Below are 26,033 nucleotides of genomic sequence, written 5' to 3'. Positions count from 1 at the left end.
CCAAGAGCGATCGTCCCGAACTGACGGCAGCCAAGATCATCGTCTCCGGTGGCCGTGCTCTGGGCTCGGCCGAGAAGTTCACCGAAGTGATCACCCCCCTGGCCGACAAGCTGGGTGCGGCCATCGGCGCCAGCCGTGCGGCTGTCGATGCGGGCTACGCGCCCAACGACCTGCAAGTGGGTCAGACCGGCAAGATCGTGGCGCCCCAGCTGTACATTGCCTGTGGCATCTCGGGAGCGATCCAGCATCTGGCGGGCATGAAGGACTCGAAGGTGATCGTGGCGATCAACAAGGACCCCGAAGCACCGATCTTCTCGGTGGCCGATTACGGTCTGGAAGCCGATCTGTTCACGGCCGTGCCCGAACTGGTCAACGCGCTGTAATTTGGCGCACATCAAAAGAGGGGCTTCAAGCCCCTCTTTTTCCATGGGCGCCTGGCTCGTACAGGTCAGGTCATCAACAATAATTCGGCAGCTGCATGGGCGCTTCAGACCCACTGCATTGATGGAGAGGGAGACTCTGAATGAATCGCAAGCATTGGGTGTTGGCGCGAGCCGGTTTGGTCGCGATGTGTGCAGGTGCTGCTTTGGTGGCGCAGGCCTGGACGGTTGGGCAGGTGGCCCCGATGTCGGGGGCCGAAGCCAGTCAGGGGCGGGCCTATGCGCAGGGCATGCGTCTGTACTTTGACCAGATCAACAAGGCTGGTGGTGTGCAGGGCCAACCTGTGGAGCTGGCTGTGCTCGATGATGTGGGCCACCCTGAAGAGACCGTGACCAAGACGCGCAAGCTGCTGAGCGAATCCAAGCCCGTGGTGCTGGCAGGCTATTTCGGCAACCGCAATCTCTCGGCCTTGCTGGAGAGCAAGGCTCTGGATGGCTCGCAGATTCCGCTGGTGGGCTATCAGAGCACGGACACCCGTGTGCTGGCATCGCCGCAGATGTTCTCCACGCGTGCAGGGCTTGCCGAGCAGGTCGCAAAGATTTCCTCCCACCTGGCCACCGTCGGCATCACGCGGCTGGCGTTGGTGTTCGAGGAGCGTCCCGATGCGCAGGAGCTGACGGCCTTGGTGACCAAGGCCGTGAACCCCAGCGGGGCCAAGCTGGTGGCATCGGCCATGCTCAAGAGCCGGGGTGGCTCGGACAAGGCTGTGCAGGAACTGCAGGCCGCGAAGACTTCGCCTCAAGCCATTCTCTTGGTGGCTTCCAGCCCTGCCACGGCGGCATTTGTCGAGGCATATCGCATGGAGGGGGGCACCGCCCAGGTCTATGCCACCGCCGAGGCCGATATCGAGCAGTTGGCAAAGCGTCTTCCTGTGGAGTACATGAGCGGTCTGTCGATTGCCCAGGTTGTGCCCAGTCCCTACAAGGTCTCGGGCAAGCTCAACAAGGAGTTTCGCGACGCGACGATTGCTGCAGGCAAGACCCTGGACGTTCCGGTGAGCTTTGCCATGATGGAAGGCTATGTGAATGCCAAAGTCATCGTGGAGGCCATGCGCCGAAGCCAGCCGGTGACGCCGGAAAAAATGAGTGCCGCCTTGCGCGGACTGGAGTCCTATGACCTGGGCGGCTACTGGGTGAACTTCAAGCCCGGGCAAGTGGGCTCCAAATATGTGGACCTGTCCATCGTCAATGCCGCCGGGCGTGTGACGCAGTAAGAAACCAAGGCCTGACGCAGCACCGCGCTCAGGCTTTTTTTGCGGCCGCGCCCATCACGATGATCCTCCGTGCACAGAGAAGGCAAAAACTGTTGCCCTGGGGACAGGGAGTGGCGCGATGGCAGGCGAAACTGGCCAAAGGCCAGTCGGACGACTTCACCGTCGGCACAGGGGTGCAAACAGTGAGCCGTCCTTCGAACTGCTTCTGAAATAAGAGCTGCCGGCGTATCTGGAACAAACGCTGCAGCCCTTTTTATTTATAAAACGAAGAAGGAGACAACATATGTCCAAGCTGCCACCTGCCCTCAAAAAGCTGGCTCTGCCTGTCATCGGCTCGCCGCTTTTCATCATCAGCAATCCCAAGCTTGTCATCGAGCAGTGCAAGGCCGGTATCGTCGGCTCCATGCCTTCTCTCAATGCCCGCCCGGCCGAGCAACTGGAGGACTGGCTGGCAGAGATCACCGAGACTCTGGCGGCCTGGGACAAGGCCCATCCCGATCGTCCCTCGGCACCATTCGCCATCAATCAGATCGTGCACAAGAGCAATGACCGTCTCGAGCACGACATGCAGGTCTGCGCCAAGTACAAGGTGCCCATCATCATCACCAGCCTGGGTGCGCGTGAGGATGTGAACCAGGCCGTGCATGGCTGGGGCGGTGTGGTGCTGCACGACATCATCAACAACAAGTTTGCTCGCAAGGCCATTGAAAAAGGTGCCGATGGCCTGATCGCCGTGGCAGCCGGTGCTGGCGGCCATGCGGGTGTGAAGAGTCCATTTGCCCTGGTGCAGGAAATTCGCCAATGGTTTGACGGCCCTCTGGCGCTGTCCGGCTCGATTGCCACGGGGGGGGCGGTTCTCGCGGCCCAGGCCATGGGTGCGGACTTTGCCTATATCGGATCGGCCTTCATTGCCACCGACGAGGCGCGCGCCGTAGAAGCCTACAAGCAGGCGATCGTCGAGGGCAGCTCCGACGACGTGGTCTACAGCAATCTGTTCACAGGCGTGCATGGCAACTATCTGGCACCTTCGATTCGTGCGGCCGGTCTGGATCCGGAAAACCTGCCCGAATCCGATCCCAGCAAGATGAATTTTGGCGGCGGTGCGCAAAAGGCCTGGAAAGATATCTGGGGCTGTGGCCAGGGTATCGGTGCCATTGACAAGGTGCAGTCCACGGCGGAGCTGGTGGCTCGCCTCAAGCGTGAGTACGCCGAAGCCAAGGCAAGCCTGCTGGTTGCCTGAGGCAGTTCACTATCTTCTGTGTCAACGGCGTCTTCGGACGCCGTTTTTTATGGGCGGCTTGCTCGCTTGATGTTGCTCAAGCACGACTTGCTCAAGGGTTAACCCTTGTTAAATCGCTTCAGAGTTGATGCGTATCAATGTAGGCCTGGTCCTGCAATTGGCTTTTGCATATCAAGTCATGATGATTGTCAAAAGAAGAGTAGTATTCCGTTAATTTCAGTAAATACTGAAAATTGAGAAATGCAGCACACCCCTTCTTCCTCCACCGACAACCAGGTCGATACAGCACATGCCGAGTTGGCGAGCGTCATCCGTCGCCCCAGCGCGGGTGCTGTGTGGCAGGTGCTTGCCGGGCTGATATGGCTGCCGCAGGCAGCCTTGCTGGCCTGGGCTGTGCAACTCATGGCCAACGGTCAGGGCATGGCGGCCGTCTGGCCCATGGCGGCTGGCGTGTTGTTGCTGGGCTTGCTGCGAGCCCGGGCAGAAGGCCATGGCGGCATGCTGGCCAACCGTGCAGCGCGCGTGCAGCTCAGCAGCTTGCGCGCCCGGGTGGCGCAGTCGCTGGCTCAGACATCGCCGCTGGACAAGAGCCGCCCAGCTTCCGGCCAGGCCGCCAGTGCCATGGCCGAGCAGGCCGAGGCCATTGTTCCGTGGCTGGCGCGTTACCAGAGCGCGATGTGGCGTGTGCGTTTGCTGCCCTTGGTGATTTTGGCTGCCGTGGCCTTGCAGTCATGGGTCGCTGCTCTGATTTTGATGGTTGCCGCGCCGCTGATTCCGCTTTTCATGGCGTTCGTGGGCTGGCGTGCCAAGGCGGCCAGCGAAGAGCAGATGCTGCAGCTCGGTCATATGAACGCTTTCTTGCTGGACCGCCTGCGCGGCTTGAGCACGCTGCGTGCTCTGCATGCCGTGGAGCTGACGGGCCAGCGGCTGCGTGACCATGCCGAAGACCTGCGCACCCGCACCATGCGCGTGCTGCGCATTGCCTTTCTGTCTTCTGCGGTGCTGGAGCTTTTCTCGGCACTGGGCGTGGCCATGGTGGCCGTCTATATAGGTTTTCACCTGCTGGGCACGCTGAATTTCGGCGCCTGGGGCGACAAGCTCGGTCTGGGCCAGGCCATGTTTGTGCTGCTGCTGGCGCCGGCATTTTTCGAGCCTTTGCGCGATCTCTCGGCCGTCTGGCATGACAGAGCTGCGGGCGAGGCCGCACTGCAGACCTTGCAGAGCATGCAGGCGCAGTCCATGCAGGTTGTCGGTGCGCAGCATGCCGCTGAAGCATCTCCGGTCGATGAGCAGTCATGGCCTGGCCAGCCTGTGTCCGTAAGCGTTTCGGAACTCAAGGTTCAGGTGCCAGGCAGTGACTCCAGCCTCGCGCCGCTGTCTTTGCACATACAGGCTGGCGAGCATGTGGCGCTGTGGAGTCCCAGCGGCAGCGGCAAGTCCGTGCTGCTGGCGCAGATTGCCGGCCTTTTGCCGGTACAGCAAGGCCGTATCGAAGTCGACCGGCAAACGCTTGATGCCGGCAGTGCTACCCAGCTGCGCCGGCGCATGGCCTGGCTGGGTCAGTTGCCCCATGTCTTTGCCGGCTCGGCCGCGCGCAATATTGCGCTGGGGCGACGTTCTGTAGGACCTGAACAGATTGCCGAAGCTACGCAGCTGGCGGCACTTGATGAGGCCCTGGCGCATCGCCCCGGCGCAAGCCTGGGTGAGGGCGGCGCAGGCCTTTCCGGTGGCGAGGTGGTACGTTTGGCTCTGGCACGTATTGCCGCGCAGACACAGGCCGGACTGCTGCTGGTCGATGAACCTACTGCTCATCTCGATTCCGAGACAGCAGCCCAGATCACGCAGTCTCTGCGCCATCTGGCCAGGGGGCGCACCATGCTGGTCGCCACCCACGATGCACAGCTGGCCGCTGCCATGGATCGCGTGATCGAGTTGCCGCTGCTGCGACCGGCGCGGGAGCCGCAGCCATGAAGATGCAAACCATTTCAATGCGCGAGATGCTGAAGCTGCTGGGCCAGATGGCGCCGCGCAATCTCTGGCTGGGAGGTGCAGCCCTGGCAGCGCTTACGGTGCTGATGGGCATGGCATTGCTGGGCTTGTCGGGCTGGTTCATCACAGCCACGGCACTGGCCGGGCTGGTGCCTGCCACGGCCCTGGTGTTCGATGTGTTCATGCCGTCGGCCGGCATTCGCTTGCTGGCCGTGGGCCGTACCGGTGCCCGCTATGCCGAGCGCCTGGTGACCCATGATGCCACGCTGGCCGTGCTGGCCGCTTTGCGCCAGAGACTGTTCCTGAGCTGGGCTCGCCCGCAGGCCGCCCGCCTGCTGCTGCAGCGCCCGGCAAGGCTGTTGCAGCGTCTGACCTCCGATGTGGATGCCCTGGACAATCTTTATCTGCGCCTGCTGGTGCCCGCCGTAGCGGCGCTGGGCGCGGCCTTGCTGGCGGCTCTGGCCTACGGGTTCATGCGCTGGTGGCTGGGCCTGTTGACCCTGGCGTGGCTGCTGCTGACTGGCTGGGGCATCGCCCTGTGGCATGGTTTGCGCAGCCGCAAGGCTGCCGTACGCCGTGCCGTGGCACTGGAGGCCATGCGTGCCCAAACCGTGGATCTGGTTGCAGGCCAGACCGAGCTGCTGATGGCAGGCCAGTTGCCTGCCCAGGTGCAGCAAGTGTTGCATAGCGATGCGCGCTGCGCCCTGGCCGATGAGCGGCTTTATCAATCCGAAGCGGCTGCCGCCCAGGCTTATGGTGCGGTGTCGGCCATTACCTTGAGCGCATCCGTGCTGTTGATGGCCTGGTTGATGGAGCAGGGCCGCATCAACGCGCCGGTTGCTGCGCTGGGTATTTTGCTGGCACTGTCGGCAATGGAGCCGTTTGCAGCTCTGCGCAGAGGGGCAGAACAGGCCGGGCGTACCTGGCTGGCGCTGCGCAGGCTGGCTCCACCGCTGGTGGCCAAGGCCGAAGCGGCAGAGAGTCCGCAGCAGCCTGTGCAGAAGCTGGCCGTCAGCCTGCAGTCTGTCCGACTGCGTCAATTGGGTCCGATAGACCTGAACGTGCGCCAGGGCGAGCGCGTGGCGCTGATTGGCAGCAGCGGCGCAGGCAAGACCAGCTTGCTGCATTTGATGGCGGGTGAGCTGCAGCCGGACGAAGGCGTGGTTCAGGCCCGCGGCTGCAGCTGGATGACACAGAGAACCGAGCTTTTTCAGGACAGCCTGCGCAACAACCTGAGGCTTGCCGATGCCAAGGCCGACGATGAGCAGCTGTGGGGCGTCCTGCAGGCTGCAGGTCTCAGAAGCGACGTCATGGCCCTGCCACAGGGGCTGGACACCATGCTGGGTGAAGGCGGCCTGGGTCTGTCCGGAGGCCAGTCGCGCCGGCTGGCACTGGCCAGACTGCTGCTGAGCCCAGACCGCTGCTGGCTGCTTGATGAGGTGACCGAGGGACTGGATGCCGTCACTGCTGCCGATGTGCTGAAGCGGTTGGTGCAGGCGGCTGAGAGCGGCGCGCGAACGCTGATTTTTGCCACGCATTGGCAGCGTGAGGCGAGCCTCGCCGATCGCATTGTGTATCTGCAGGCAGGACAGGTAAGAGCGCAAGCCCTGCGCGGCACCCCAGAGTTTGAGCTGCTGATGGCAAGGCTGCGACCCGATGCGCTGGGTGCTGTTGCACCGCAGTCCATATGTTTTTCCGATTGATTTTTGAAGTACCGAGAGAAAGGACCTGACCATGGACCTCGATATCGTCGATTTATCGCGACTGCAGTTTGCGATAACGGCGCTCTACCACTTTCTGTTTGTGCCGCTGACACTGGGCCTGTCCATACTCGTTGCCATCATGGAAACGGTGTATGTGATGACCGGACGAGCCATCTGGCGCGACATGACCAAGTTCTGGGGCGTGCTGTTCGGCATCAACTTCGCCATGGGTGTGGCCACCGGCGTGGTGATGGAGTTCCAGTTCGGCATGAACTGGAGCTACTACAGCCACTATGTGGGCGACATCTTTGGTGCACCGCTGGCGATCGAGGGTTTGATGGCCTTCTTCATGGAGGCGACCTTTGTCGGCCTGTTCTTCTTTGGCTGGGATCGCCTCTCCAAGGTCAAGCACCTGATCGTCACCTGCCTGATGGCCATAGGCACCAACTTCTCGGCGCTATGGATTCTGGTCGCCAATGGCTGGATGCAGAACCCCGTGGGTGCTACTTTCAACCCCCAGACCATGCGCATGGAAGTGAATGACTTCTTTGCCGTGCTCACCAATCCCGTGGCGCAGGCCAAGTTTGTGCACACGGTGTCGGCGGGTTATGTCATGGCCTCGCTGTTCGTGCTGGGTATTTCGGCCTGGTATCTGCTCAAGGGTCGTCATATCCATCTGGCCAAGCGCTCGATGACGGTGGCCGCATCCTTTGGTCTGGCTGCTTCGCTGTCGGTGGTGGTGCTGGGCGATGAGTCCGGCTATCTGTCATCCGAACACCAGAAGATGAAGCTGGCGTCGATCGAAGCCATGTGGGAGACCGAGCCCGCACCGGCTTCCTTCACGGCCTTTGGTTTCCCCGACCGCGAGGCGCGCGAGACCCACTTTGCCGTGCACATCCCATGGGTCATGGGCCTGATCGGTACGCGTTCGCTGGACACCCAAATTCCCGGCATCAACGAATTGGTCAAGAGTGCGGAGGGCAATATCCGCAACGGTATCGACGCCTATGACGCGTTGCAGACCATTCGCAAGGCCAGGACCGATGCCGAGATTCCCGCCGAGGCACGTCTGCGCTTTGAGAACAATGGCGCCAATCTGGGTTACGCCCTGCTGCTGATGCGCTATGTGGATGACCCACGCAAGGCGACCGAAGCACAGATCCACCAGGCGGCAATGGATACAGTGCCGCCGGTCGGTCCGCTGTTCTGGACCTTCCGCATCATGGTGGCCTTGGGCATGTTCTTCATCGTGCTGACCGGCACTTTCTTCTGGCTGGCTGCCCGCCACAGGCTTGAGGCCTACCCCTGGCTGCTCAAGGTTGCCGTGTTCTCGATTCCGCTGCCCTGGATCGCCGCCGAATGTGGCTGGGTGGTGGCCGAGCTAGGTCGTCAGCCCTGGATCATCGAAGGCGTGCTGCCCACGGCCATGGCGGTTTCCAATCTGGGCGCGAAGACGCTGTTGCTGACCATAGCCGGCTTCGTGCTGATCTACACCGTGCTGCTGGTTATCGAGCTCAAGCTGATGGTCAAGGCCATCAAGAAGGGCCCCGAGCATGAGAGCGAACCTCACCTCAGCCTCTACGAACCCATGATCAAGAAGCTGGCACGCGGCCAAAGCTGAGAGGAGCAACCAAATGATCTTGCATGAACTGATTTCATATGACGTGCTGCGCCTCATCTGGTGGCTGCTGCTCGGCGTGCTGCTGGTGGGCTTTGCCGTCACCGACGGCTTTGACCTCGGCGCCATGGGCCTGCTGCGCGCCACGGCCAAGACCGATGTCGAGCGCCGCACGGCCATCAACTCCGTCGGCCCAGTGTGGGAAGGCAATCAGGTGTGGCTGATTCTGGGTGGCGGCGCCATCTTTGCGGCCTGGCCCCAGCTTTACGCCGTGTCCTTTTCGGGCTTTTACCTGGCCATGTTTGCCGTGCTGGTGCCGCTGATCCTGCGCCCCGTGGCGTTCAAGTTCCGCAGCAAGCATGAGGATGCGGCTTGGCGCAATCGCTGGGACTGGGTGCTGTGCATCACGGGTCTGGTGCCAGCGCTGCTGTTCGGCGTGGCAGTGGGCAATGTGATTCTCGGCGTGCCATTTCGTCTGGGTGACGATATGCGCATTTACTATGACGGCAGCTTCTTCGGTCTGCTCACGCCTTTCGCATTGCTGTGCGGTCTGGTCTCGCTGTCCATGCTGCTCATGCACGGTGCGGCCTGGCTGATGTTCAAGACCGATGGAGAAGTCGCCAGCCGCGCCGCCAGGTACGGCACATGGTTTGCCGTGCTGACCACCGTGCTGTTTGCGGCTGCCGGCCTGTGGCTGGCTACAGGCATCAACGGCTATGTGATTACCAGCGAGATCAACCCCGTCGGTCCCTCCAACCCCTTGAACAAGACCGCAGCCGTGGCTGCCGGGGCATGGATGGCCAACTTCAAGTCCTATCCCTTGCTCTGGCTGGTGCCCGGTATCGGCCTGCTCATGCCGCTGATCGTGGCCATCGGCTTGCGCAGCCGTCGCGAGTGGCTGGCGCTGCTGGCAAGCGGCCTGGCGATTGCCGGAATCATCCTGACCGTGGGCGCTGCCATGTTCCCCATGATCCTGCCTTCCAGCATTGATCCGCGCTTCAGTCTGACGGTCTGGGACTCGTCTTCCAGCCATGTTGTGCTGTTCATCATGCTGGTCTGCGTGCTGATCTTCCTGCCCTTGATCCTGGCCTATACCAGCTGGGTGTACTCGGTGCTGCGAGGCAAGGTGGACGTGAAGGCCATCGTGACCGGTCAGGGCCACTCGTATTGAGATGGGACGCCCCTCGGACGCCATGCTGCGTTCTTCCTTCTGTGTGAGGGGCGGTTCGAATATTGTTGGCCCATGCATTGGATGGGCCGAATGAAAGGAAACTTATGTGGTATTTCGCCTGGTTGCTGGGTCTGCCGCTGGCAGCAGCCTTTGCCGTGCTCAATGCGATCTGGTTCGAATTGATGGATGACGAGGCAACGCGTCGCAAGCTTCTGGAGCGAACCAAGTCGCTGCCGGATGCCTGAGTCGCCAAGACATGGAAAAGCCCGGTCGGCTTGGAGCTGACCGGGCTTTTCTTATGGATGAGGCCTTGTCTTGCTCAGGCCGTGCGAGAGCTTCTCAACGCCTGCGTGGCCTGAGCCAGCTCGGTGATGAGTGACCAGTTGCCACTCTCCACTGCACTGGCGGGGACCAGCCAGGAGCCGCCCACGCAGACCACATTGGACAGCGCCAGAAACTCCGCTGCGTTGCCGGGCGAGATGCCGCCCGTGGGGCAGAAACGCAGCTCTCCGAACGGACCTTGCCAGGCCTTCAGCATCTGGATGCCGCCCGACTGCACGGCGGGGAAGAACTTGAGCTCGGTAAAACCGTCTTCCTGAGCCATCATGATTTCGCTGCTGGTTGCGACACCGGGCAGCAGCGGCAGGTTCAGATCGCGGCAGGCCTGGCCCAGCTTGCTGGTATAGCCAGGACTGACGGCAAACCTTGCGCCGGCCCGAGCAGCCGCCGCGGCATCGGCTGCATTGCGCACGGTGCCCGCACCGACGATGGCTTCGGGCAGTTGCTTGGCGATGGCCTCTATGCAGGCTAGGCCCTGAGGCGTGCGCAGCGTGACCTCCAGAACCCTGATGCCGCCGGCCAGCAGTGCTTTGGCCATGGGCACTGCATGCTCTGCGTTGTGCAGCACGATGACCGGAATCACCGGTGCATCCTGCATGATGGACAAGGCGGTCATTTGAGCAGCCATGTGCAAGCTCCTTCTTCTGCGCTCAGCGCATTGCGCCGGAATCCGGCAAACAGTTCACGGCCCAGGCCGCGGTGATTGGCTTGCTGCAACGCAGTCGGCATGATGGCCAGCGGCCTGGCTTCCCATTCGGCATCCGTCAGCTCGGCTTGCAGCAGGCCGGTAGGGGCATCGAGCACGATGATGTCGCCGCTTTGCACCTTGGCCAGCGGGCCGCCTGCCAGTGCTTCGGGACTGACATGGATGGCCGCCGGAACCTTGCCCGATGCACCGCTCATGCGGCCGTCGGTGACCAGGGCCACGACATAGCCCTTGCCTTGCAGCACGGCCAGCGGAGGGGTGAGCTTGTGCAGCTCGGGCATGCCATTGGCCTGCGGACCCTGCCAGCGCACTACGCAGACGACGCCATTGAAGCCATTGGTCTGGCAGGCCTGCTCCAGCGCACCGGATTTGAAGGCCGCCTGCAATTCATCCTGCGAATCAAAGACCCATGCCGGTGCCCGCAGTGCGTGGCGATCTTCAGGTACGGCGCTGATCTTGATGACACTGCGGCCAAGATTGCCTTTGAGCAGTTTCAAGCCGCCCGTAGGGCTGAAGGGGCGGCTGGCAGGGCGCAGAACAGTGTCATCGCCGGAGATGCCCGCATCCCGCCATTGCAGTTGATGGTTTTCGACATGGGGGATGCGCCCGAAGGCAGCCAGCCCCTCGGGCCTCACCGTGAGCACATCGCCATGCATGAGTCCGGCCTGCAGCAGCTGGGCGATCACGTAACCAGGGCCGCCTGCGGCCTGGAACTGATTCACATCGGCGCTGCCATTGGGGTAGACGCGGGCCAGCAGGGGAACCACTGCAGACAGCTGCTCGAAGTCATCCCAGTCGATGACGATTCCGGCAGCTCGGGCCACGGCCACCCAGTGGATCAGGTGATTGGTGGAGCCGCCGGTCGCCAGCAGGGCCACCATGGCGTTGACGATGCAGCGCTCGTCCACGACATGCCCTATGGGGGCAAAGCGGCGGCCCCGGGTGATGGACAGCACGGTACGCATGGCTTCGCGCGTGAGCAGTTCACGCTCTGCGTCGGCGGGGTTGATGAAGGCTGTGCCGGGAACATGCAGGCCCATGGCTTCGAGCAGCATCTGATTGCTGTTGGCCGTTCCGTAGAAGGTGCAGGTGCCCTGATCATGGTAGGCCGCGTTTTCTGCCGCGAGCAGCTCCTGCCGGCCGACCAGGCCCTGCGCCGCCTGCTCGCGTACCTTGGCCTTGTCGCTGTTGGACAGGCCCGAAGTCATTGGGCCGGCAGGCACGAACACCATGGGCAGGTGGCCGAAGTGCAGGGCGCCGATCAGCAGGCCGGGAACGATCTTGTCGCAGACGCCCAGCATCAGGGCCGCATCGAAAGTGTCATGCGTGAGAGCCACGGCGGTGGACATGGCAATCGTGTCGCGGCTGAACAGGCTCAGCTCCATGCCCGGCATGCCCTGGGTCACGCCGTCGCACATGGCAGGTACACCGCCGGCCACCTGGGCCGTTGCGCCGTTGCGCCGGGCTTCGTCTTTCAGAATATCGGGGTAATGCGCAAACGGCGCATGGGCGGAGAGCACATCGTTATAGGCCGTGACGATGCCGACATTGGGGCCTTTTTCCTCAACGATGCGAATCTTGTCCGTGCCGGGCAGAGCCGCAAAGGCGTGGGCCACATTGGCGCAGCCCATGGTGCGTACTTGCGGAGGGCGCGCGGCCATGGCATCGACCTGTGCCAGATAGTCGGAGCGGCTGGCGCGGCTGCGCTCCTGGATGCGCCGCGTCACCTGGTCCAGAACGGGGTGAAGTGCCATGATGAAAGTCCTTGGGCAGCAATGCCTGTGCTTGGGGCGCAGGCATTGTCTTGGAATGAGTCAGAGCCATGCCCGGGGCATGGCTCCATGGTTGGGCGCTTATTTGGCGCGAGCTTGCTTGACGGCTGCCTGCACAGAGTCCCAGGTACCTTGACCCACGGACTTGGCAATGCCGGCATTGACGGTGCCGAGCTTGTCGCGCATGCGGCCTGCTTCGGCGGCTGGCAGTTCGTTGACCTGCATGCCCTTGGTCTTGATCTCGGCCAGGGCCTTGGCGGCTTCTTCGCGCGTATCCTTGCGCTCGAATTCACGGCTCTTGATCGCAGCATCCTGCAGCACCTTCTTTTCGGCAGGGCTCAGCGTGTCCCACCACTTCTTGCTGACCGTCACGATCCAGGGGCTGTAGACATGGTTGGAGACGGTCAGGTACTTCTGCACTTCATAGAACTTGCTCGACAGCACCGTGTTGAAGGGGTTTTCCTGACCGTCCACGGCCTTGGTTTCCAGCGCCGTGAACAGCTCGGAGAAGGGCAGGGGAACGGCATTGGCGCCCAGGGTCTTGAAGCTGTCCAGGAAGACATTGTTCTGCATCACGCGCAGCTTCACGTCCTGAAGATCTTCCAGCTTGGTGATGGGGCGCTTGTTGTTGGTCAGATTGCGAAATCCATTTTCCCAATAGACCAGACCCACCATGCCCTTGGGCTCCAGAGTGGCCTTGACCTTCTCTCCCACGGGGCCGTCCAGCACGGCATCGGCCTCCTTGGTGTTGGCAAACAGAAAAGGGGTGTCCCAGATCGCCATTTCGGGCGACAGGCCCACCAGCGTGGCGGTGGAGCCGACCATCATTTCCTGGGCGCCGCCGATCAGGGCCTGCTGCATCTGCGTGTCCGAGCCAAGGGAGGCGTTGCCGATGGCGCGGACCTTCATCTTGCCACCGCTGGCCTTTTCCACTTCCTTGGCGAACATGCGCACGGCACGACCCTGGTTGGAGTCTTCCACCAGGCCGTAGCCGAACCGCACCAGGCGGGGCTTGAAGTCCTGCGCCTGAACGGCACCGGCGGCCAGCAACATTGCCGTGAGGCCCGCGACTGCAAATTTGATACGCATACCCGTCTCCTTGCTTGATTGGGCCTGGGCCCTTTGATGAAATTGGAACTGCCGTGATGCGCTTGACTGAAGTGCGCACCATGCTATGAACTTAAGATCTTTCATGAATGGAATGCCGTTCTCAGTGCATCCATTTGAGCGGACCCGTGACCAGCTGAGGGAAGATCACGAAGAGCACGGCCAGCAGCACATAAACCATCAGGAAGGGATTCGTGCCCTTGATCACGGTCTCCATGCGCAGCCTGCCGACCCCGGCCACCACGTTCTGCACCGTGCCCACCGGAGGGGTGATCAGGCCGATACAGCCCACATAGATGAACATGAAGCCGAAGTACACGGGATCGATGCCGGCCTTGACGGCCAGCGGCGCGCAGACCGGACCGAAGATCAGAATGGTCGGGGTCAGATCCATGGCGGTGCCGACCACGAGCAGGAAGAGCATCATCACGGCCATGAAGAGCATGGGCTGATCCAGCAGACCCGAGAAGCTGTCGGCCAGCATATTGGGCAGGTCGGCGAGCGTGATCATGTAGGCGGTCACAGTGGCCGCTCCGCAGAGGAGCATCACCACGGCGGTGGTCTTGGATGCGCCCAGAAAGACTTCGTAGAGCCTGCTCCAGCTCATCTCCCGATAGACCACCATGGACACGAACAGCGCGTAGACCGCGGCCACCACTGCGGCTTCTGTCGGCGTGAAGACGCCGCCCTTGAGGCCACCCAGAATGATGACAGGCATCATCATGGCCCAGAAGCTCTTGGCCAGTGCCTTGAGGCGCAGGCCCCAGCTCACGCGTTCACCCGAGGTCAGCTGGTATTTGCGCGCGATGAACCACCAGGCGGCAATCAGAAAGCCGCCCATGAACAGGCCGGGAACGACGCCCGAGAGAAACAGCTTGCTGATGGAGGTGTTGGTGGTGACGCCGTAGATCACGAACGGCATCGAAGGCGGAATGATGGGGGCGATGATGCCGCCCGACGCCAGCAGGCCGGCGCTGTAGCTGTCGGGATACTTCTGGTCGCGCATCATCGGCAGCAAGATGGTGGCCAGCGCGGCGGTGTCGGCAATGGCCGATCCGCTCATCGAGGCCAGCAGCACGGCTGCGCCGATGGCCACGTAACCGAGGCCCCCCGGGATATGACCGACAAAGGCACGGGCCAGATCGATGATGCGGCGCGACAGGCCGCCGGCATTCATCAGCTCACCTGCCAGGATGAAGAATGGCACGGCCAGCAGCGGGAAATTGTCGAACCCGGCTTGCAGGTTCTGCGCGAGCAGCTGGGTGTCGAAAAAGTCCAGGTGCCACATCAGTGCAACACCGGTGAGTATCAATGCATGCGCAATCGGCATGCCGATTACCATGCCACCTATCAGCACGGCGAGAAAAATCAGGGTAACGACCATTGCGCTCTCCTTACTCCACGCTGGTTTCAGAAGATTCGGACGGGGTGCCGCGCAGCATGTCGCGCACCACGACCAGCAGCATGCCTATGGCCAGCACCAGCGTCGCCGCTGCGCCCAGAGCCAGGGGATAGCCCAGCACGGTGCTGTAGCTGCTCCAGCCGGCAATGACCTGCTCCCAGGAGCCCCACAGCAGCAGGGCCATGCAGGCGCCGATCAGCAGTTGCGAGACCCAGAACAGGACTTTGCGGGTGATCGGGCCGACCCGCGATGTCACCATGTCGAAGCCCAGATGGGCTCCTTCGAAAGCCGCCACGATGGCGCCGATGGCCACCAGCCACACAAACAGCAGGCGCGAGATCTCCTCATAGGAGACGATGCTGGTGTGGAAAACGTAGCGCAGCACCACGTTGACGAAAACGGCAACCACCATGCCGGCCAGGGCCAGCACCATCAGGCCTTCGGCCAGGCGCTTGAGCCATGGCTTGCGGCCCTGTGCCTCTTTGCGATCTTCAGACATTGGCTGTCTCCTGCTGTCTTTATGCTTGGGATTCGCGCCTTGCCCATTGCCGGGCCGCGAGCGCGATGTCGTTGAGATTCATGGTGGCGCTGACGGTCAGAACATCGGGCTCCTGACGCGGGTCTTCCAGCGTCGTGAACTGATTGGCCACCAGGTCGGGTGAGAAGAAATGCCCGGGTCGGGTCTGGACGCGTTCCAGGGCCGTGGCATAGTCGAGATCGAGAAACACAAAACCCAGCTGCTGGGCGCTGCGCAACTGGTCGCGGTACTTGCGCTTGAGCGCCGAGCAGGTCAGTACCAGGCCGTGTTCCGCATCTGCCTGAGCCAGTCGCTGCGCCAGGCGTTCCAGCCAGCCTTCGCGGTCGGCATCCGTCAGGGCAATGCCGGCCTGCATCTTGGCCACACTCTGGGGGGAGTGGTAGCTGTCGCCTTCCACCAAGGTCCACCCCAGTTGACGGGCGATGGCTTCTCCTGCGCTCGATTTGCCGCAGCCGGAAACACCCATGACGACGAGTGCCGACATGGTGCCCTGAGGCTGGATCTTGCTTTGAATCATTTTTGGATAGCGCTATCCGATGTGGTTAAAAAATGAGCAGCCTGCTGCTTTCTGAGATTGGCTTCAGACCTTGGTCGAAGGCAAGTCAGTGCTTTCATCAAGCTGCTTTTACAGACTTCATTTCAAGTCCGGATAGCGCTATCATACTCAAAAAACTTCAGGCATCTGATTAGGAGATTCCCTTGCCTCCCGAGACCCGTACCAAGAGTGAAACCCCGGCCGACAGCGCTTCTTCAAGGCGATCTCGTGCCAGCGGGCGTGTCACCCTCAGCGATGTGGCACAGGCTGCGGGCGTGAGTCCGATGACGGTCTCCAGAGCCTTGCGCGGAGAGCGTAGAGTAGCTGCTGCCCTGGTCGACAAAGTGCGCGAGGTTGCGGATTCTCTGGGTTATGTGCCCGATCTGGCAGCGCGTGCACTGGCCTCGCAAAAAAGCACCCAGGTGCTGGTACTGGTACCCATGCTCTCCAACACCTTGTTTGTGGAGGTCCTGGAGGCTGTGCACAAGGTGCTGTTTGCCCAGGGCTATCACATGCTGATCGGCGTGACCCACTACGACCCTGCGGAGGAAGAGCAGTTGCTGCGGGCCTATCTGCCCATGCGACCTGCCGGGCTGTTGCTGACCGGGTTTGATCACAGCGAAGAGTCGCGGAAATTATTGGCTGCCAATCCCGTGCCGCGCGTGCATCTCATGGAGTTGCGCGAGCCCGGCACGGGCCCCGATTGCTACAGCGTAGGTTTTTCTCAGATTGCAGCTGGCGCTGAGATGACCCGTCATCTGCTGGACAAGGGATACAGACGCATCGCATTTTGCGGAGCCCAGCTCGACGCGCGTGTCATGCAGCGCCTGGAAGGTTATCGGCAGGTGCTCAAACAGGCCGGCCTGTATGACCAGAGCCTGGAGATTCTCAATCCCGAGCGTTCATCGCTGGCGCTGGGTGCAAGGCAGTTTGAGACACTTCTCAAGGCGCGGACTACGGTGGATGCCATCTTTTTCTGCAATGACGACATTGCACAAGGCGCATTGCTGGAGGCCAATCGCATGGGGGTCAAGGTGCCGGAGCAGGTGGCGATCGCCGGGTTCAACGATCTGCCTGGCAGTGATCAGATGGTGCCGCCTCTGACCACCATCCATACACCCAGGGATGAAGTGGGCAGAAAAGCTGCCAGCATGCTGCTGCAGTTGCTGGCAGGGGACACCGTCAGAGAGGCCAGCGTGGATCTGGGCTTCAGGCTGGTGCCCAGGGCCAGCACCTGAGTTGTCGGCGTCAGGCTTCCGAGCCTGACTTGCCTCGCCCGGTAATCTTGTCTTTCAGGTCCAGCAGTCGGGTCACGGCGGAGCCCATGCCCATGAGCTGCATGGCGGTCTCTGGCGACAGACGCTGAACATCGTCAAACCAGCTCATCAGCTTGTCGATGAGCTCGTGCATATCGCGCATGCGTTGCTGGGCGTAGCGTTCTTCGTCGGTGCTGGCTTCTTCCATCATGGCGGCACGCAGCATGGACTGCGTGGGCTCGATCTCGCGGCGGCGGCGCTCTTCGGCCAGTCGCTTGAAGATTTCCCAGACATCCTCGGGTGCCTGGAAGTATTCGCGCCGGTCGCCGGGTTGGTGACGCAGCTGAACCAGCCGCCAGGCCTGCAGCTCCTTGAGCCCCATGCTCACATTGGAGCGCGAGAATTCCAGCGTGTCGGCAATCTGGTCTGCGTTCAGCGGCTCGGGCGAAATGAACAGCAGGGCATAGATCTGCCCCACGGTGCGATTGATGCCCCAGCGGCTGCCCATCTCGCCGAAATGCGAAACAAATTGTCGGCTCAGCTCCGACAGTGGTTTGGCTTGCGTCATGGCCTCCATTGTGCCTTTGCCCGGGGTTCTCAGTGGGGCAGGGAAATCAAGCCGGTGTGCAATCGCTCTGGTTTTGTTCATGCTTGGCGCATGAAGCCCGCGCAGATATGTTTCGTAAAACTTGCAACGCTGTCAGCAAATTGTTGGGAATCGGCGCAAAATCGCCATCCTGTTTTAAGTCGGCTTCTTTACGTTGCCTGTTACCGGGCAAACTCACCCTGCTGCCGGGCAGCCCATGGGCTGCGGGCGGCCGTGATCTGATGGTTCAAAGTTCTATTTCCTCTCATTCCCGCAGTGCCCTGATCGACTGTACCAAGGGGCTGGCTTGTGCTGCCATCGTCTGGCATCACCTGGCTTTCTACGGCCCCATGTCCGATGTGGCTCACCCTGTCATGCCCGACCTGCTGGACTGGCTCTATGAGTACGCCCGTATGGCCGTGCAGATCTTTCTGGTGATCGGCGGTTTTCTGGCTGCAGCCAGCCTGGCTCCCACGGGTCTGGCGCGGTTTGATTCACCCTGGTCCAAGATTGGCAAGCGCTTTGTGCGTCTGGTCGTGCCTTATGCCGTGGCACTGGTGGTGACGATTGTGGTGTCTGCGGCGATTCGTCCCTGGTTCGATCACGAGTCCGTGTCCGCCGACCCCGATCTATGGCAACTCATGGCCCATGCCTTGCTGCTGCAGGGCATTGTGGGCGAGGAGTCACTGTCGGCTGGCGTCTGGTATGTGTCCATAGACTTTCAGCTGTTCGCCGCGACCGTGCTGCTGCTGGCCGGAGTGCGCTGGCTGCAGCAATGGGCGCTGAAACGCTGGGGCGATACGGCCATGAAGCGCTGGTGGCCCTGGGCTGTGACTGGCATGCAGGGGCTGGTGGTCGTGGGGACGGCAGCTTCGCTGCTGAGCTTCAATCTCGATGCAGACCTGGATGTCTGGGCGATTTATTTCATGGGTGCCTATGGCGTCGGCATGATGGCCTTCTGGGCGGTGGCGGCAGACAAGCGCCTGACGGCCTGGAGCTGGGGCCTGCTGATTGCTGCTCTGATCATCGGCGCGCTGGTCTATGAGTGGCGCGACCGCATTTTTCTCGCCGGCGTGACCGCGATGCTGCTGATCGTTTGCATGCGTACCGAGGTTATTGCCCGCTGGCAGGGTTTTGCGCCGCTGCGTCGCCTGGGAGAGATTTCCTACTCGGTATTTCTGATTCACTTTTCCATCTGCCTGCTGGTCAACGCAGTGGTCAACCATTTCTGGCACGGTTCGGTCACCGCCGCCGTGGTGGGCATCCCGTTTGCCTTTGTGCTTTCACTGACTGCCGGCTACGCGCTGTATCAATTGGTGGAGCGCCATGTTTCGTCATGGAGTCAGGCCCTGCGCTGGCAGGCAGGCCTGATCGGCGCGGGTCTGCTGACCACCATGCTGGCCGGCTTGCGCTGAGTCTGATCCAGGCAACAAAAAAGCAGCTCCGGTGAGCTGCTTTTTTGTTGGGTGAGCCGGTTCAGCGATGGAGCTCGCCCGCGCTTTCGGGCTGGAACTCGATGGCATCCACACGCACGGTTACCTGGCCGGTAGGGCTGGGCATCTTGAACTCATCGCCCACTGACAGGCCCAGCAGGGCGATGCCTACCGGCGCAAAGATGGAGACCTTGTCGGCGCTGCCATCCATATCCTTGGGGTAGACCAGTGTCAGCGTATTGGTCTTGGCGATCTCGAGAATGGTGAAGCGCACGGTGGAGTTCATCGTCACCACGTTGGCGGGTATTTCTGCGGGGTCGAGTACATCCGCGCGGTCCAGCTCCGCCTCCAGTGCATCACGGCCGGGGAACTGGCTGTTGTTCTTTTCCAGCAGCGATTCAATGCGATCCAGGTCCAAGGAGGACAGAGTGATATTGGGCTTGCGCTCCATGTAGTAACTCCCTTGCGAGATGGTGTGGTTGGCGCTTTGGCGTTGCGCAAACGGACAAAAGCCCGGGCAACGGTGTTGTCCGGGCCAAGGCATTCAGTGAAAGGCACCAACTTGGTGCATTGAAGGGATTGTCGGCGCTGAATCGCAAACTGCCAAGCCATCTCGCACTCACTGAGTGCGGATTGACTTTGAACTTGCTCTAGTTAATGGAGCGTGCTAAGCCTGTAGAGCAATGGGCGCAGTCATTTCTCATCCAGATCTGACTCAATCAACCCTCACCGTATTGACCGGGATGAAGCCATGGTTAGTGCCCATTTCTTGCAATGAATAACTGTATTTATGTACAGTTATTTTATGAAGAAACTTTCCTCATCCTCTGGACTGGAATCCATTCGGACCGATGTGCCGGTGCGGCTCATCAAGGGGCGAGGGGCTGCCAGCCAGATCACGCACCGGTTTGCACGGGAGCTGCGCCAGGGTTTCGATGACGGCTGGGGCAAGTCCGAACAGGATGAAGGAAGCGAAGAGGGTGAGGAGGTCAAGACCTGGTGCACCCATCTGGAGTGGGAGCGGGCTAAATCAGCCCTGAGCCGCCACGAATCGCCGGATCTGCCTTTTCATCTGGGGCTCAATCCCTATAGAGGATGCGAGCACGGATGCATCTATTGCTATGCCCGGCCCACGCATGGCTATCTGGGCTATTCGCCGGGTCTGGATTTCGAAACCCGGCTGATTGCCAAGCAGAACCTGCCCGAGGTGCTGCGCGCCGAGTTATCCCGGTCCAGCCATGTGGCGGCCCCCATCATGCTCGGCTCGGTCACGGACTGCTACCAGCCTGTGGAGCGCGAAGTCGGGTTGACGCGCCGCGTGATAGAGGTCCTGGCGCAGGCCAGGCATCCGTTTTCCATCGTCACCAAGGGCAGCGGTATCGAACGCGACCTTGATTTGCTGGTGCCGCTGGCACAGCAGCATCTGGTGGCCGTTTATGTGACGCTGACCACCTTGCAGCCCGAGCTGGCCCGGCAGCTGGAACCACGCGCCGCCGCACCGCATCGGCGGCTGCGCATGATTCGGACCCTGAGCGAGGCGGGCATACCCGTAGGCGTCAGCCTGGCGCCGCAGATTCCGTTCCTGAACGACGATATGGAGCAGGTGCTGGCCGCAGCCAGCGAGGCCGGTGCAAGACAGGCTTTTTATGCAGTGCTGCGTCTGCCGTGGGAAGTGGCTTCGCTGTTCAATGAATGGCTGACGCTGCACTATCCCGAGCGCGCCCAACGCGTGATGGAGCGGGTGCGAGATCTGCATGGGATCAGCGAAGCGGGCAGAGCCGACGGCAAGGTCTACAACAGCAGGTTTGGCCAGCGCATGAAGGGAACGGGCGCCTGGGCCGATATGCTGGCGCAACGCTTTGCACTGGCCTGCCGCAAGCTTGGGCTGAACCGTGAGCGCGTGCAACTGGACTGCGATCAGTACCATCATTCCTTTCTGTCGCCGCAGCAAAGTCTTTTCTGATGTTTCGTCTCAGTCCGTTGCGTGCCGACTCGGAACGGGTCGACGCAGCGAGCTGAAGCTACCCGGTTGCAAGAAGCCGGAATCTGGCGTGACTCCGGCCTTTTGGGCGCCTGAACTGTTTACTGAGCTTGGTAATCAATGGACTTGAGCAAGGCCTGCTGGCGCTGATAGGCCTTCTGCAGTTCGTTCATCAGCGCTTCCGGGGTCGCGTCGGTGCCCGACTCCATGCCCATGTCCCTGAGCCTGGCCTCGACCTGGGGCTGCTTGAAATACTGCAGCGCGATCTCTCTGACCCTGGCCTGCACATCGGCAGGGATATCCGGGCGCGACCAGACGCCGAACCAGCTTACTTCGGACAGTTGCGGGTAGCCCAGTTCCTTGAAAGTGGGCACATCGGGCAGTTGGACCATGCGCGTAGGGTAGTTCACGGCCAGCGGCTTGACCTTGCCGGCCTTGATCAGCGGCAGGGCGGTGGTGAGCCCGTCCATCATCAGCGGCACATGGCCGCCCATCAGGTCGCTGAGTGCCGGAGGGGAGCCCTTGTAGCCCAGGTGCTTCATCTTGATATTGAGCAACTGCCCCAGCAGCATGCCCGAGGTATGGCCGCGCATGCCTGTGGCATACGAGGCAAAGTCCAGTCCGTCGGCCTGCTTTTTGCCGTAGTCGCCGAGTTGCTGCAGATTGCTGGCCGGGAAGTCCTTGTTGGCAATCAGCACCAGACCGTTGCGGCTGAGCTGGGCCAGAGGTTTCAGATCCTTGAAGGGCTGATAGCTGACTTTGTAGGCCAGCGGCGTCTCGCTGACTATGCCGCCCTGGATCAGCAAGAACGTGTGGGCGTCCTTGCCGTTGGCGAGCAGGTCGTTGACGGCCAGCACGCCGGCCGCTCCGGACTTGGATTCGACAATCACGGGCTTGCCCAGCTGCTTTTGCATGCCGTCGGCCAACAGGCGTGCCAGCGAGTCGGCATTGCCGCCGGCCGGGCCGCCCACCACCAGGCGTATGGGCTTGACGGGCCAGGGCGCTTGCTGCGCCATGGTCGCTGCACTCAGGCTCAGGCCGGTTGCCAGAGCAACGGCCCTCCAGAGCATGGTTTGTTTCATCATTGTCTCCTCTGTTTTTTGATTGCCCGGCAGCCACCGCTGTGCCTGCGCAACGGGCCGCCGCACTGTCCCGGCGAGAGAGTTCTGGCCGAGGTGCCCGGGCAGCACTGTCAAAAAATTCTCGGCGCAAGGGGAGCAGAGGGTTTGACGAATTACGCCAGCTTCTTGGCCGTTGGAGCGATCAAGGGTTTTGGAGCGGTCAGTAGTACAGGCAGATTGGGAGCCGCGCTGCCTTCAATGGCCTTGAGGAAGGAGCGCACCAGCAGGCTTTCGCTGCGCTCCTTCATGCAATAGACATAGGTGGTGGTGCTGGCCGGGTCGCCGGCAATGCGCACGGGCCTGAAGCGCGGGTCGGCGATGAATTCGGCTTCGGACACGGCGCCGATGCCCAGGCCGCGCGCCACGGCCTCGCGTATGGCTTCGCGGCTGCCGATCTCCAGCTGGGTGCGGGGCTTCACGCCGGCTGCCTGCAGCGCTTTCTCGATAGCGGTGCGCGTGGTCGAGCCTTGCTCACGAAGCAAGAGCGGCAGGCCGTGCAGCTCGCCCAACTCGACTTGCTCGCGCCTTGCCAGCGGATGGTCGATATGGGCAAACAGGATGATGGCGTGACGCGCGTATTCGCGCACCAGCAGCTCGGGCCTGTCATAGAGACCGGCCAGCACCGCCACATCGGTGGTGTAGTTCTCCAGATCGTGCAGCACCTGCTGCGAGTTGCCCATGCGAATCGACAGCTTCATGCCGGGATGGCGGGCGCTGTAGGCCGCCACCATCTCGATCACGTGAAACGGCCCCACGGCGCCGATCTTGAGCTCGCCCTGGTTGAGCTGGCCCGAGTCGCGCAGAAAGAATTCTGTTTCCGCCTCCAGTGCCAGCAGCTTCTGTGCCAGCGTCATGAGCTTGTGGCCGGCGCCGGTGAGCGTCATGCGATAGCCCTGGCGATGGAAGAGCTCGATCTGGCTTTGCCGCTCCAGCGTGGCTATCTGGCTGGAGACCGTGGGCTGGCTGACGCCCAGGGCGCGGGCCGCCGCGCTCAGGCTGCCTTGCTGGGCCACGGCGATAAAGGCTCGATAGCGGGCGGTGCTCATGCAGGTTTCATCTCAAGGTTTGATCTATGGAAGCTGTCAAAACTGATTCTGAAACCTTCACATGACAGTCATATGTCGTCCCTAATATTTGCGTCAACGCACTGCAGTGACGGTGCGATGGCGGCAGCTCAGCCGCACTCTACAGACGCACTTGCAAAGGATGAAATCCATGACGATGACCCGCAACACCTGGCTTAAAGCCGCAGCCGCCAGCTTGGCCCTGGCCGCCACCACCGGCGTCATGGCGCAGCAACCCACCGAGCTGCGCGTGGGCCTGATCCCTTCCGAGGATGCCCAGGCCATGATGCGCGCCAGCCAGCAGGTCATGGACCAGCTGGCCGCCAAGACCGGGCTGAAGATCAAGCCCTTTGTGGCCAATGACTACAACGGCGTGATCGAAGCCATGCGCTCGGGCAAGATCGACGTGGCCTACTTCGGGCCCTTCTCCTATGTGCTGGCCAGCCAGCTGGCAAATGCCGAGGCCTTTGCCATTCTCGTGGCCAAGAAGTCGGGCAAGAGCTCGTACAACAGCATCATCATCAGCAAAAAGGACAAGGGCCTGGGCACCGTGCCCCAGTTGCAGGGCAAGACCTTTGCCTTTGTCGATCCCAGCTCGGCATCGGGCCATCTGTTTCCCAAGGCCGGCCTCAAGGGCGAGGGCATCGATACCGACAAGTATTTCTCCCGCGTGATCTTCTCGGGCTCGCATGACGCCAGCATCATGGCCGTGGCCAACGGCAAGGTGGATGCGGCGGCCGTGGCCGATCCCATCTTCCAGACGGCGGTGGCCAAGGGCCATGTGAAGGCCGAGGATTTCCAGGTCATCTGGCGCTCCAAGGACATCCCCGAGTCGCCCATGGCCTGGCGCAAGAATCTGGACGAAGCCACCAAGAAGAAAGTGGCTGCGGCACTGGCCGAGATCAAGGGCCTGCCCTGGGGCGACCGTGGCGAGCTCAACGGTTTTGCGCCCACCAGCGATCAGGCCTACGACGTGGTGCGCCAGACTGCCAAGGCGCTGAATCTGGACCTCGGGAAGATGAAATGATCAGCATCCGCAATCTGCGCAAAAGCTATGGCAGCAACCATGTGCTGAATGGCATAGACATGGATGTGAAGGCCGGCGAGTTCGTGGTGATGTTAGGTCTGTCGGGTGCCGGCAAGTCCACCTTGTTGCGCTGCATGAACGGGCTGAATCAGCCCGACAGCGGCCAGCTGCAGGTGGGCGGCATCGACCTGATGCGCAGGCACTCGCGCCGCGAGCTGGCCCGCCATGTGGCCATGGTCTTTCAGCACCACAACCTGGTGCAGCGCCTGTCGGTGCGCAAGAACGTGCTCACGGGGCGGCTGGGTCAGGTCGGCACGCTGGCCTCGGTGCTGCAGCTGTTCAAGCAAAGCGATATCGCACTGGCCGATGCCTGCCTGCAGCGTGTGGGCCTGGCCCACAAGGCCGATGAGCGCACCGAAGCGCTCTCGGGCGGGCAGATGCAGCGCGTGGGCATTGCCCGTGCCTTGGCGCAGCAGCCGCAGCTGATTCTGGCCGACGAGCCCGTGGCCAGCCTGGATCCCAAGACCGCGCGCAGCGTGCTGCAGTATCTGCGCGATGCCACGCGCGAGCTCGGCATTGCCGTGGTCTGCAATCTGCACCAGGTTGATTACGCCCGGGAGTTTGGCGATCGCATCGTCGGCCTGTCGCAAGGGCGCATGGTGTTTGACGGCGTACCGGCGATGTTGGACGAGGCTGCGCTCAACGCCATCTACAGCGGTGAGCCTCAGCCCGCCGGACATGCCCCAGAGCAGGGCGCTGCGCTGCATCTCAGCAGCACCGCAGTCGGCAACTGGCTGCCCGGGGCGATGTCGCCAGCCACTGCCGCAGGAGGTCTGCAATGAACAGCCAGAGCTTGAAACAGACCGATCGTTGGCAATGGACGGCGGGGCGCCCCGAAAGCACTGGCGGCTGGCTGGGCTATGCCGCAATGGCCTTGGCCATCGGCTGGGTGCTGCACTGGAGTGCTGCGGGCGCGCAGATGAGCTGGAGCGAACTGGCAGGCGGCATGCCGCAGATTGGCGACTTTCTCTCACGCTCGGTGCCGCCGGACTGGAGCATGCTGCCGCGCCTGTGGGCACCGGCGCTGGAGACAATACAGATCGCCATCTGGGGGACTTTGCTGAGCGTGATTCTGGCCCTGCCTTTGTCTTTCATTGCCGCCAGCAATCTGCACGGCTGGCACTGGCTGCGTCGCATCACGCGCCAGTTTCTCAATGTGATCCGCAGCATCAACGAGCTGATTCTGGCGCTGGTATTTGTCTCGGCCGTGGGCCTGGGCCCCTTCCCCGGCGTGCTGGCCCTGGCCCTGCACGGCATGGGCATGCTGGCCAAGTTCTTTGCCGAAGCCATCGAGGAAATCGACGACGGCCCGCTGCAGGCCTTGCGCAGCGCTGGTGCCAGCCAGCTGCAGATCATCGCCTTCGGTGTGGTGCCCCAGGTCATCACCGCCTGGATTGCCGTGGTGCTCTACCGCTTCGAAGTCAATCTGCGTTCGGCCACCGTGCTGGGCATGGTCGGAGCGGGCGGTCTGGGCTTCGAGCTGGTCAGCAGCCTCAAGCTGTTCCGCTACCAGGAGACCGCGACCTGCATCATCGTCATCACGGTGATGGTGATTGCAGCCGACATGGCATCTAACTGGCTGCGCAGCCGCATACAGCAGGGCACTCGCCACTGATCTCGCTGCGGTGCCGGTGTGTGCCGCAGTGCTTGAACCATCAAAAATATGAGCTATCAGCGCTTGGTACATAAGCGCCAAGGGCTGATTTCGCTCAAAAAATGTCAAAAGGCTTT

The 26,033-nt window shown here is 61.8% G+C and carries 24 protein-coding genes; 14 read left to right on the top strand and 10 right to left on the bottom strand.

The window, feature by feature from the left end:
- The 8 genes from EIC84_RS23920 to cydX form a co-directional block, all read left to right on the top strand.
- On the top strand, positions 1–383 hold a 383-nt coding region (locus EIC84_RS23920), incomplete at its 5' end, for an electron transfer flavoprotein subunit alpha/FixB family protein (protein ID WP_205699880.1).
- A gap of 140 nt (positions 384–523) precedes the next feature.
- The gene (locus EIC84_RS23915) at positions 524–1,654 is read left to right on the top strand and encodes an ABC transporter substrate-binding protein (RefSeq protein ID WP_003065750.1); all 1,131 of its coding nucleotides are present in this window, start codon (positions 524–526) and stop codon (positions 1,652–1,654) included.
- Positions 1,655–1,937: 283 nt separating this feature from the next.
- Entirely contained in the window at positions 1,938–2,894 is a 957-nt protein-coding gene (locus EIC84_RS23910) for a nitronate monooxygenase family protein (RefSeq protein WP_003065748.1), read from the top strand.
- Between the two features lie 240 nt (positions 2,895–3,134).
- Entirely contained in the window at positions 3,135–4,865 is a 1,731-nt protein-coding gene (gene cydD / locus EIC84_RS23905; RefSeq protein ID WP_003065747.1) for a thiol reductant ABC exporter subunit CydD, read from the top strand.
- Positions 4,862–6,586 carry an amino acid ABC transporter ATP-binding/permease protein gene (locus tag EIC84_RS23900; RefSeq protein WP_003065745.1) on the top strand — a complete coding sequence of 575 codons (1,725 nt, stop codon included), beginning with the start codon at positions 4,862–4,864 and terminating at the stop codon, positions 6,584–6,586. Before cydD ends, EIC84_RS23900 begins: the two co-directional genes overlap by 4 nt.
- Positions 6,587–6,617: 31 nt before the next feature.
- On the top strand, positions 6,618–8,207 hold the full coding sequence (locus EIC84_RS23895) for a cytochrome ubiquinol oxidase subunit I (protein WP_003065743.1): 1,590 nt from the start codon (positions 6,618–6,620) through the stop codon (positions 8,205–8,207).
- Positions 8,208–8,220: 13 nt separating this feature from the next.
- On the top strand, positions 8,221–9,375 hold the full coding sequence (cydB, locus tag EIC84_RS23890; RefSeq protein WP_003065741.1) for a cytochrome d ubiquinol oxidase subunit II: 1,155 nt from the start codon (positions 8,221–8,223) through the stop codon (positions 9,373–9,375).
- A gap of 104 nt (positions 9,376–9,479) precedes the next feature.
- Positions 9,480–9,620 carry a cytochrome bd-I oxidase subunit CydX gene (gene cydX, locus EIC84_RS23885; protein ID WP_003053063.1) on the top strand — a complete coding sequence of 47 codons (141 nt, stop codon included), beginning with the start codon at positions 9,480–9,482 and terminating at the stop codon, positions 9,618–9,620.
- A gap of 74 nt (positions 9,621–9,694) precedes the next feature.
- Here cydX and eda read toward each other — a convergent pair whose 3' ends face one another.
- The 6 genes from eda to EIC84_RS23855 form a co-directional block, all read right to left on the bottom strand.
- The gene (gene eda / locus EIC84_RS23880; protein ID WP_003065739.1) at positions 9,695–10,342 is read right to left on the bottom strand and encodes a bifunctional 4-hydroxy-2-oxoglutarate aldolase/2-dehydro-3-deoxy-phosphogluconate aldolase; all 648 of its coding nucleotides are present in this window, start codon (positions 10,340–10,342) and stop codon (positions 9,695–9,697) included.
- Entirely contained in the window at positions 10,327–12,174 is a 1,848-nt protein-coding gene (edd, locus tag EIC84_RS23875) for a phosphogluconate dehydratase (RefSeq protein ID WP_003065737.1), read from the bottom strand. Before edd ends, eda begins: the two co-directional genes overlap by 16 nt.
- Positions 12,175–12,273: 99 nt before the next feature.
- On the bottom strand, positions 12,274–13,281 hold the full coding sequence (locus EIC84_RS23870) for a TRAP transporter substrate-binding protein (protein ID WP_003065736.1): 1,008 nt from the start codon (positions 13,279–13,281) through the stop codon (positions 12,274–12,276).
- Positions 13,282–13,402: 121 nt separating this feature from the next.
- Positions 13,403–14,683: a TRAP transporter large permease gene (locus EIC84_RS23865; protein WP_003065734.1), complete on the bottom strand. Its 1,281-nt coding sequence runs from the start codon at positions 14,681–14,683 to the stop codon at positions 13,403–13,405.
- A 10-nt stretch (positions 14,684–14,693) separates the two neighbouring features.
- Positions 14,694–15,200: a TRAP transporter small permease gene (locus EIC84_RS23860; protein WP_003065731.1), complete on the bottom strand. Its 507-nt coding sequence runs from the start codon at positions 15,198–15,200 to the stop codon at positions 14,694–14,696.
- A gap of 19 nt (positions 15,201–15,219) precedes the next feature.
- Positions 15,220–15,756: a gluconokinase gene (locus EIC84_RS23855; protein ID WP_003065728.1), complete on the bottom strand. Its 537-nt coding sequence runs from the start codon at positions 15,754–15,756 to the stop codon at positions 15,220–15,222.
- Positions 15,757–15,938: 182 nt separating this feature from the next.
- Between EIC84_RS23855 and EIC84_RS23850 the strand changes: the two genes are divergently transcribed.
- Positions 15,939–17,012, top strand: a complete 1,074-nt coding sequence (locus tag EIC84_RS23850; RefSeq protein ID WP_046462689.1) for a LacI family DNA-binding transcriptional regulator — start codon at positions 15,939–15,941, stop codon at positions 17,010–17,012.
- Between the two features lie 10 nt (positions 17,013–17,022).
- Here EIC84_RS23850 and EIC84_RS23845 read toward each other — a convergent pair whose 3' ends face one another.
- Entirely contained in the window at positions 17,023–17,607 is a 585-nt protein-coding gene (locus EIC84_RS23845; protein ID WP_003053080.1) for a GbsR/MarR family transcriptional regulator, read from the bottom strand.
- A gap of 251 nt (positions 17,608–17,858) precedes the next feature.
- Here EIC84_RS23845 and EIC84_RS23840 point away from each other — a divergent pair, with 251 nt between their 5' ends.
- Positions 17,859–19,031 carry an acyltransferase gene (locus tag EIC84_RS23840; protein ID WP_003065725.1) on the top strand — a complete coding sequence of 391 codons (1,173 nt, stop codon included), beginning with the start codon at positions 17,859–17,861 and terminating at the stop codon, positions 19,029–19,031.
- Positions 19,032–19,092: 61 nt separating this feature from the next.
- Here EIC84_RS23840 and rnk read toward each other — a convergent pair whose 3' ends face one another.
- Positions 19,093–19,500, bottom strand: a complete 408-nt coding sequence (gene rnk / locus EIC84_RS23835; protein ID WP_003063629.1) for a nucleoside diphosphate kinase regulator — start codon at positions 19,498–19,500, stop codon at positions 19,093–19,095.
- Between the two features lie 354 nt (positions 19,501–19,854).
- Between rnk and EIC84_RS23830 the strand changes: the two genes are divergently transcribed.
- On the top strand, positions 19,855–21,012 hold the full coding sequence (locus EIC84_RS23830; protein ID WP_050788941.1) for a PA0069 family radical SAM protein: 1,158 nt from the start codon (positions 19,855–19,857) through the stop codon (positions 21,010–21,012).
- Positions 21,013–21,131: 119 nt separating this feature from the next.
- On the opposite strand, the gene EIC84_RS23825 is transcribed toward EIC84_RS23830, so the two are convergent.
- Together EIC84_RS23825 and EIC84_RS23820 are read right to left on the bottom strand one after the other, a co-directional pair.
- Positions 21,132–22,112: a tripartite tricarboxylate transporter substrate binding protein gene (locus EIC84_RS23825; RefSeq protein ID WP_003063625.1), complete on the bottom strand. Its 981-nt coding sequence runs from the start codon at positions 22,110–22,112 to the stop codon at positions 21,132–21,134.
- 152 nt (positions 22,113–22,264) lie between these two features.
- Positions 22,265–23,197, bottom strand: a complete 933-nt coding sequence (locus EIC84_RS23820) for a LysR substrate-binding domain-containing protein (RefSeq protein WP_003063623.1) — start codon at positions 23,195–23,197, stop codon at positions 22,265–22,267.
- Positions 23,198–23,366: 169 nt separating this feature from the next.
- On the opposite strand from EIC84_RS23820, the gene phnD reads away from it, so the two are divergent.
- The 3 genes from phnD to phnE are packed head-to-tail and all read left to right on the top strand — an operon-like array spanning position 23,367 to position 25,917.
- Positions 23,367–24,242, top strand: coding sequence for a phosphonate ABC transporter substrate-binding protein (phnD, locus tag EIC84_RS23815; RefSeq protein ID WP_034361707.1), 876 nt, complete (start codon positions 23,367–23,369; stop codon positions 24,240–24,242).
- A complete protein-coding gene (gene phnC, locus EIC84_RS23810) occupies positions 24,239–25,084 on the top strand; it encodes a phosphonate ABC transporter ATP-binding protein (RefSeq protein ID WP_003063619.1) in 846 nt (281 codons plus the stop codon). Before phnD ends, phnC begins: the two co-directional genes overlap by 4 nt.
- Positions 25,081–25,917, top strand: a complete 837-nt coding sequence (gene phnE, locus EIC84_RS23805) for a phosphonate ABC transporter, permease protein PhnE (RefSeq protein WP_003063616.1) — start codon at positions 25,081–25,083, stop codon at positions 25,915–25,917. Before phnC ends, phnE begins: the two co-directional genes overlap by 4 nt.
- The last annotated feature ends 116 nt before the right edge of the window (positions 25,918–26,033 follow it).

Source organism: Comamonas sp. A23 (genome assembly GCF_004522605.1).
Classification (GTDB): Bacteria; Pseudomonadota; Gammaproteobacteria; order Burkholderiales; family Burkholderiaceae_C; genus Comamonas; species Comamonas thiooxydans.
Note: the sequence above shows the minus strand (reverse complement) of the source record. Positions and strands in the feature narration are given on the sequence as shown.

Bases quoted from the DNA above. Each gene is read 5' to 3' on its own strand.
- EIC84_RS23825 (WP_003063625.1), bottom strand. From the start codon at position 22,112: ATGAAACAAACCATGCTCTGGAGGGCCGTTGCTCTGGCAACCGGCCTG.
- EIC84_RS23860 (WP_003065731.1), bottom strand. From the start codon at position 15,200: ATGTCTGAAGATCGCAAAGAGGCACAGGGCCGCAAGCCATGGCTCAAG.
- EIC84_RS23865 (WP_003065734.1), bottom strand. From the start codon at position 14,683: ATGGTCGTTACCCTGATTTTTCTCGCCGTGCTGATAGGTGGCATGGTA.
- rnk (WP_003063629.1), bottom strand. From the start codon at position 19,500: ATGGAGCGCAAGCCCAATATCACTCTGTCCTCCTTGGACCTGGATCGC.
- EIC84_RS23855 (WP_003065728.1), bottom strand. From the start codon at position 15,756: ATGATTCAAAGCAAGATCCAGCCTCAGGGCACCATGTCGGCACTCGTC.
- EIC84_RS23820 (WP_003063623.1), bottom strand. From the start codon at position 23,197: ATGAGCACCGCCCGCTATCGAGCCTTTATCGCCGTGGCCCAGCAAGGC.
- cydD (WP_003065747.1), top strand. From the start codon at position 3,135: ATGCAGCACACCCCTTCTTCCTCCACCGACAACCAGGTCGATACAGCA.
- phnD (WP_034361707.1), top strand. From the start codon at position 23,367: ATGACGATGACCCGCAACACCTGGCTTAAAGCCGCAGCCGCCAGCTTG.
- EIC84_RS23845 (WP_003053080.1), bottom strand. From the start codon at position 17,607: ATGGAGGCCATGACGCAAGCCAAACCACTGTCGGAGCTGAGCCGACAA.
- EIC84_RS23900 (WP_003065745.1), top strand. From the start codon at position 4,862: ATGAAGATGCAAACCATTTCAATGCGCGAGATGCTGAAGCTGCTGGGC.
- EIC84_RS23910 (WP_003065748.1), top strand. From the start codon at position 1,938: ATGTCCAAGCTGCCACCTGCCCTCAAAAAGCTGGCTCTGCCTGTCATC.
- EIC84_RS23870 (WP_003065736.1), bottom strand. From the start codon at position 13,281: ATGCGTATCAAATTTGCAGTCGCGGGCCTCACGGCAATGTTGCTGGCC.
- EIC84_RS23915 (WP_003065750.1), top strand. From the start codon at position 524: ATGAATCGCAAGCATTGGGTGTTGGCGCGAGCCGGTTTGGTCGCGATG.
- EIC84_RS23830 (WP_050788941.1), top strand. From the start codon at position 19,855: ATGAAGAAACTTTCCTCATCCTCTGGACTGGAATCCATTCGGACCGAT.
- edd (WP_003065737.1), bottom strand. From the start codon at position 12,174: ATGGCACTTCACCCCGTTCTGGACCAGGTGACGCGGCGCATCCAGGAG.
- cydX (WP_003053063.1), top strand. From the start codon at position 9,480: ATGTGGTATTTCGCCTGGTTGCTGGGTCTGCCGCTGGCAGCAGCCTTT.
- EIC84_RS23895 (WP_003065743.1), top strand. From the start codon at position 6,618: ATGGACCTCGATATCGTCGATTTATCGCGACTGCAGTTTGCGATAACG.
- phnC (WP_003063619.1), top strand. From the start codon at position 24,239: ATGATCAGCATCCGCAATCTGCGCAAAAGCTATGGCAGCAACCATGTG.
- eda (WP_003065739.1), bottom strand. From the start codon at position 10,342: ATGGCTGCTCAAATGACCGCCTTGTCCATCATGCAGGATGCACCGGTG.
- EIC84_RS23840 (WP_003065725.1), top strand. From the start codon at position 17,859: ATGGTTCAAAGTTCTATTTCCTCTCATTCCCGCAGTGCCCTGATCGAC.
- phnE (WP_003063616.1), top strand. From the start codon at position 25,081: ATGAACAGCCAGAGCTTGAAACAGACCGATCGTTGGCAATGGACGGCG.
- cydB (WP_003065741.1), top strand. From the start codon at position 8,221: ATGATCTTGCATGAACTGATTTCATATGACGTGCTGCGCCTCATCTGG.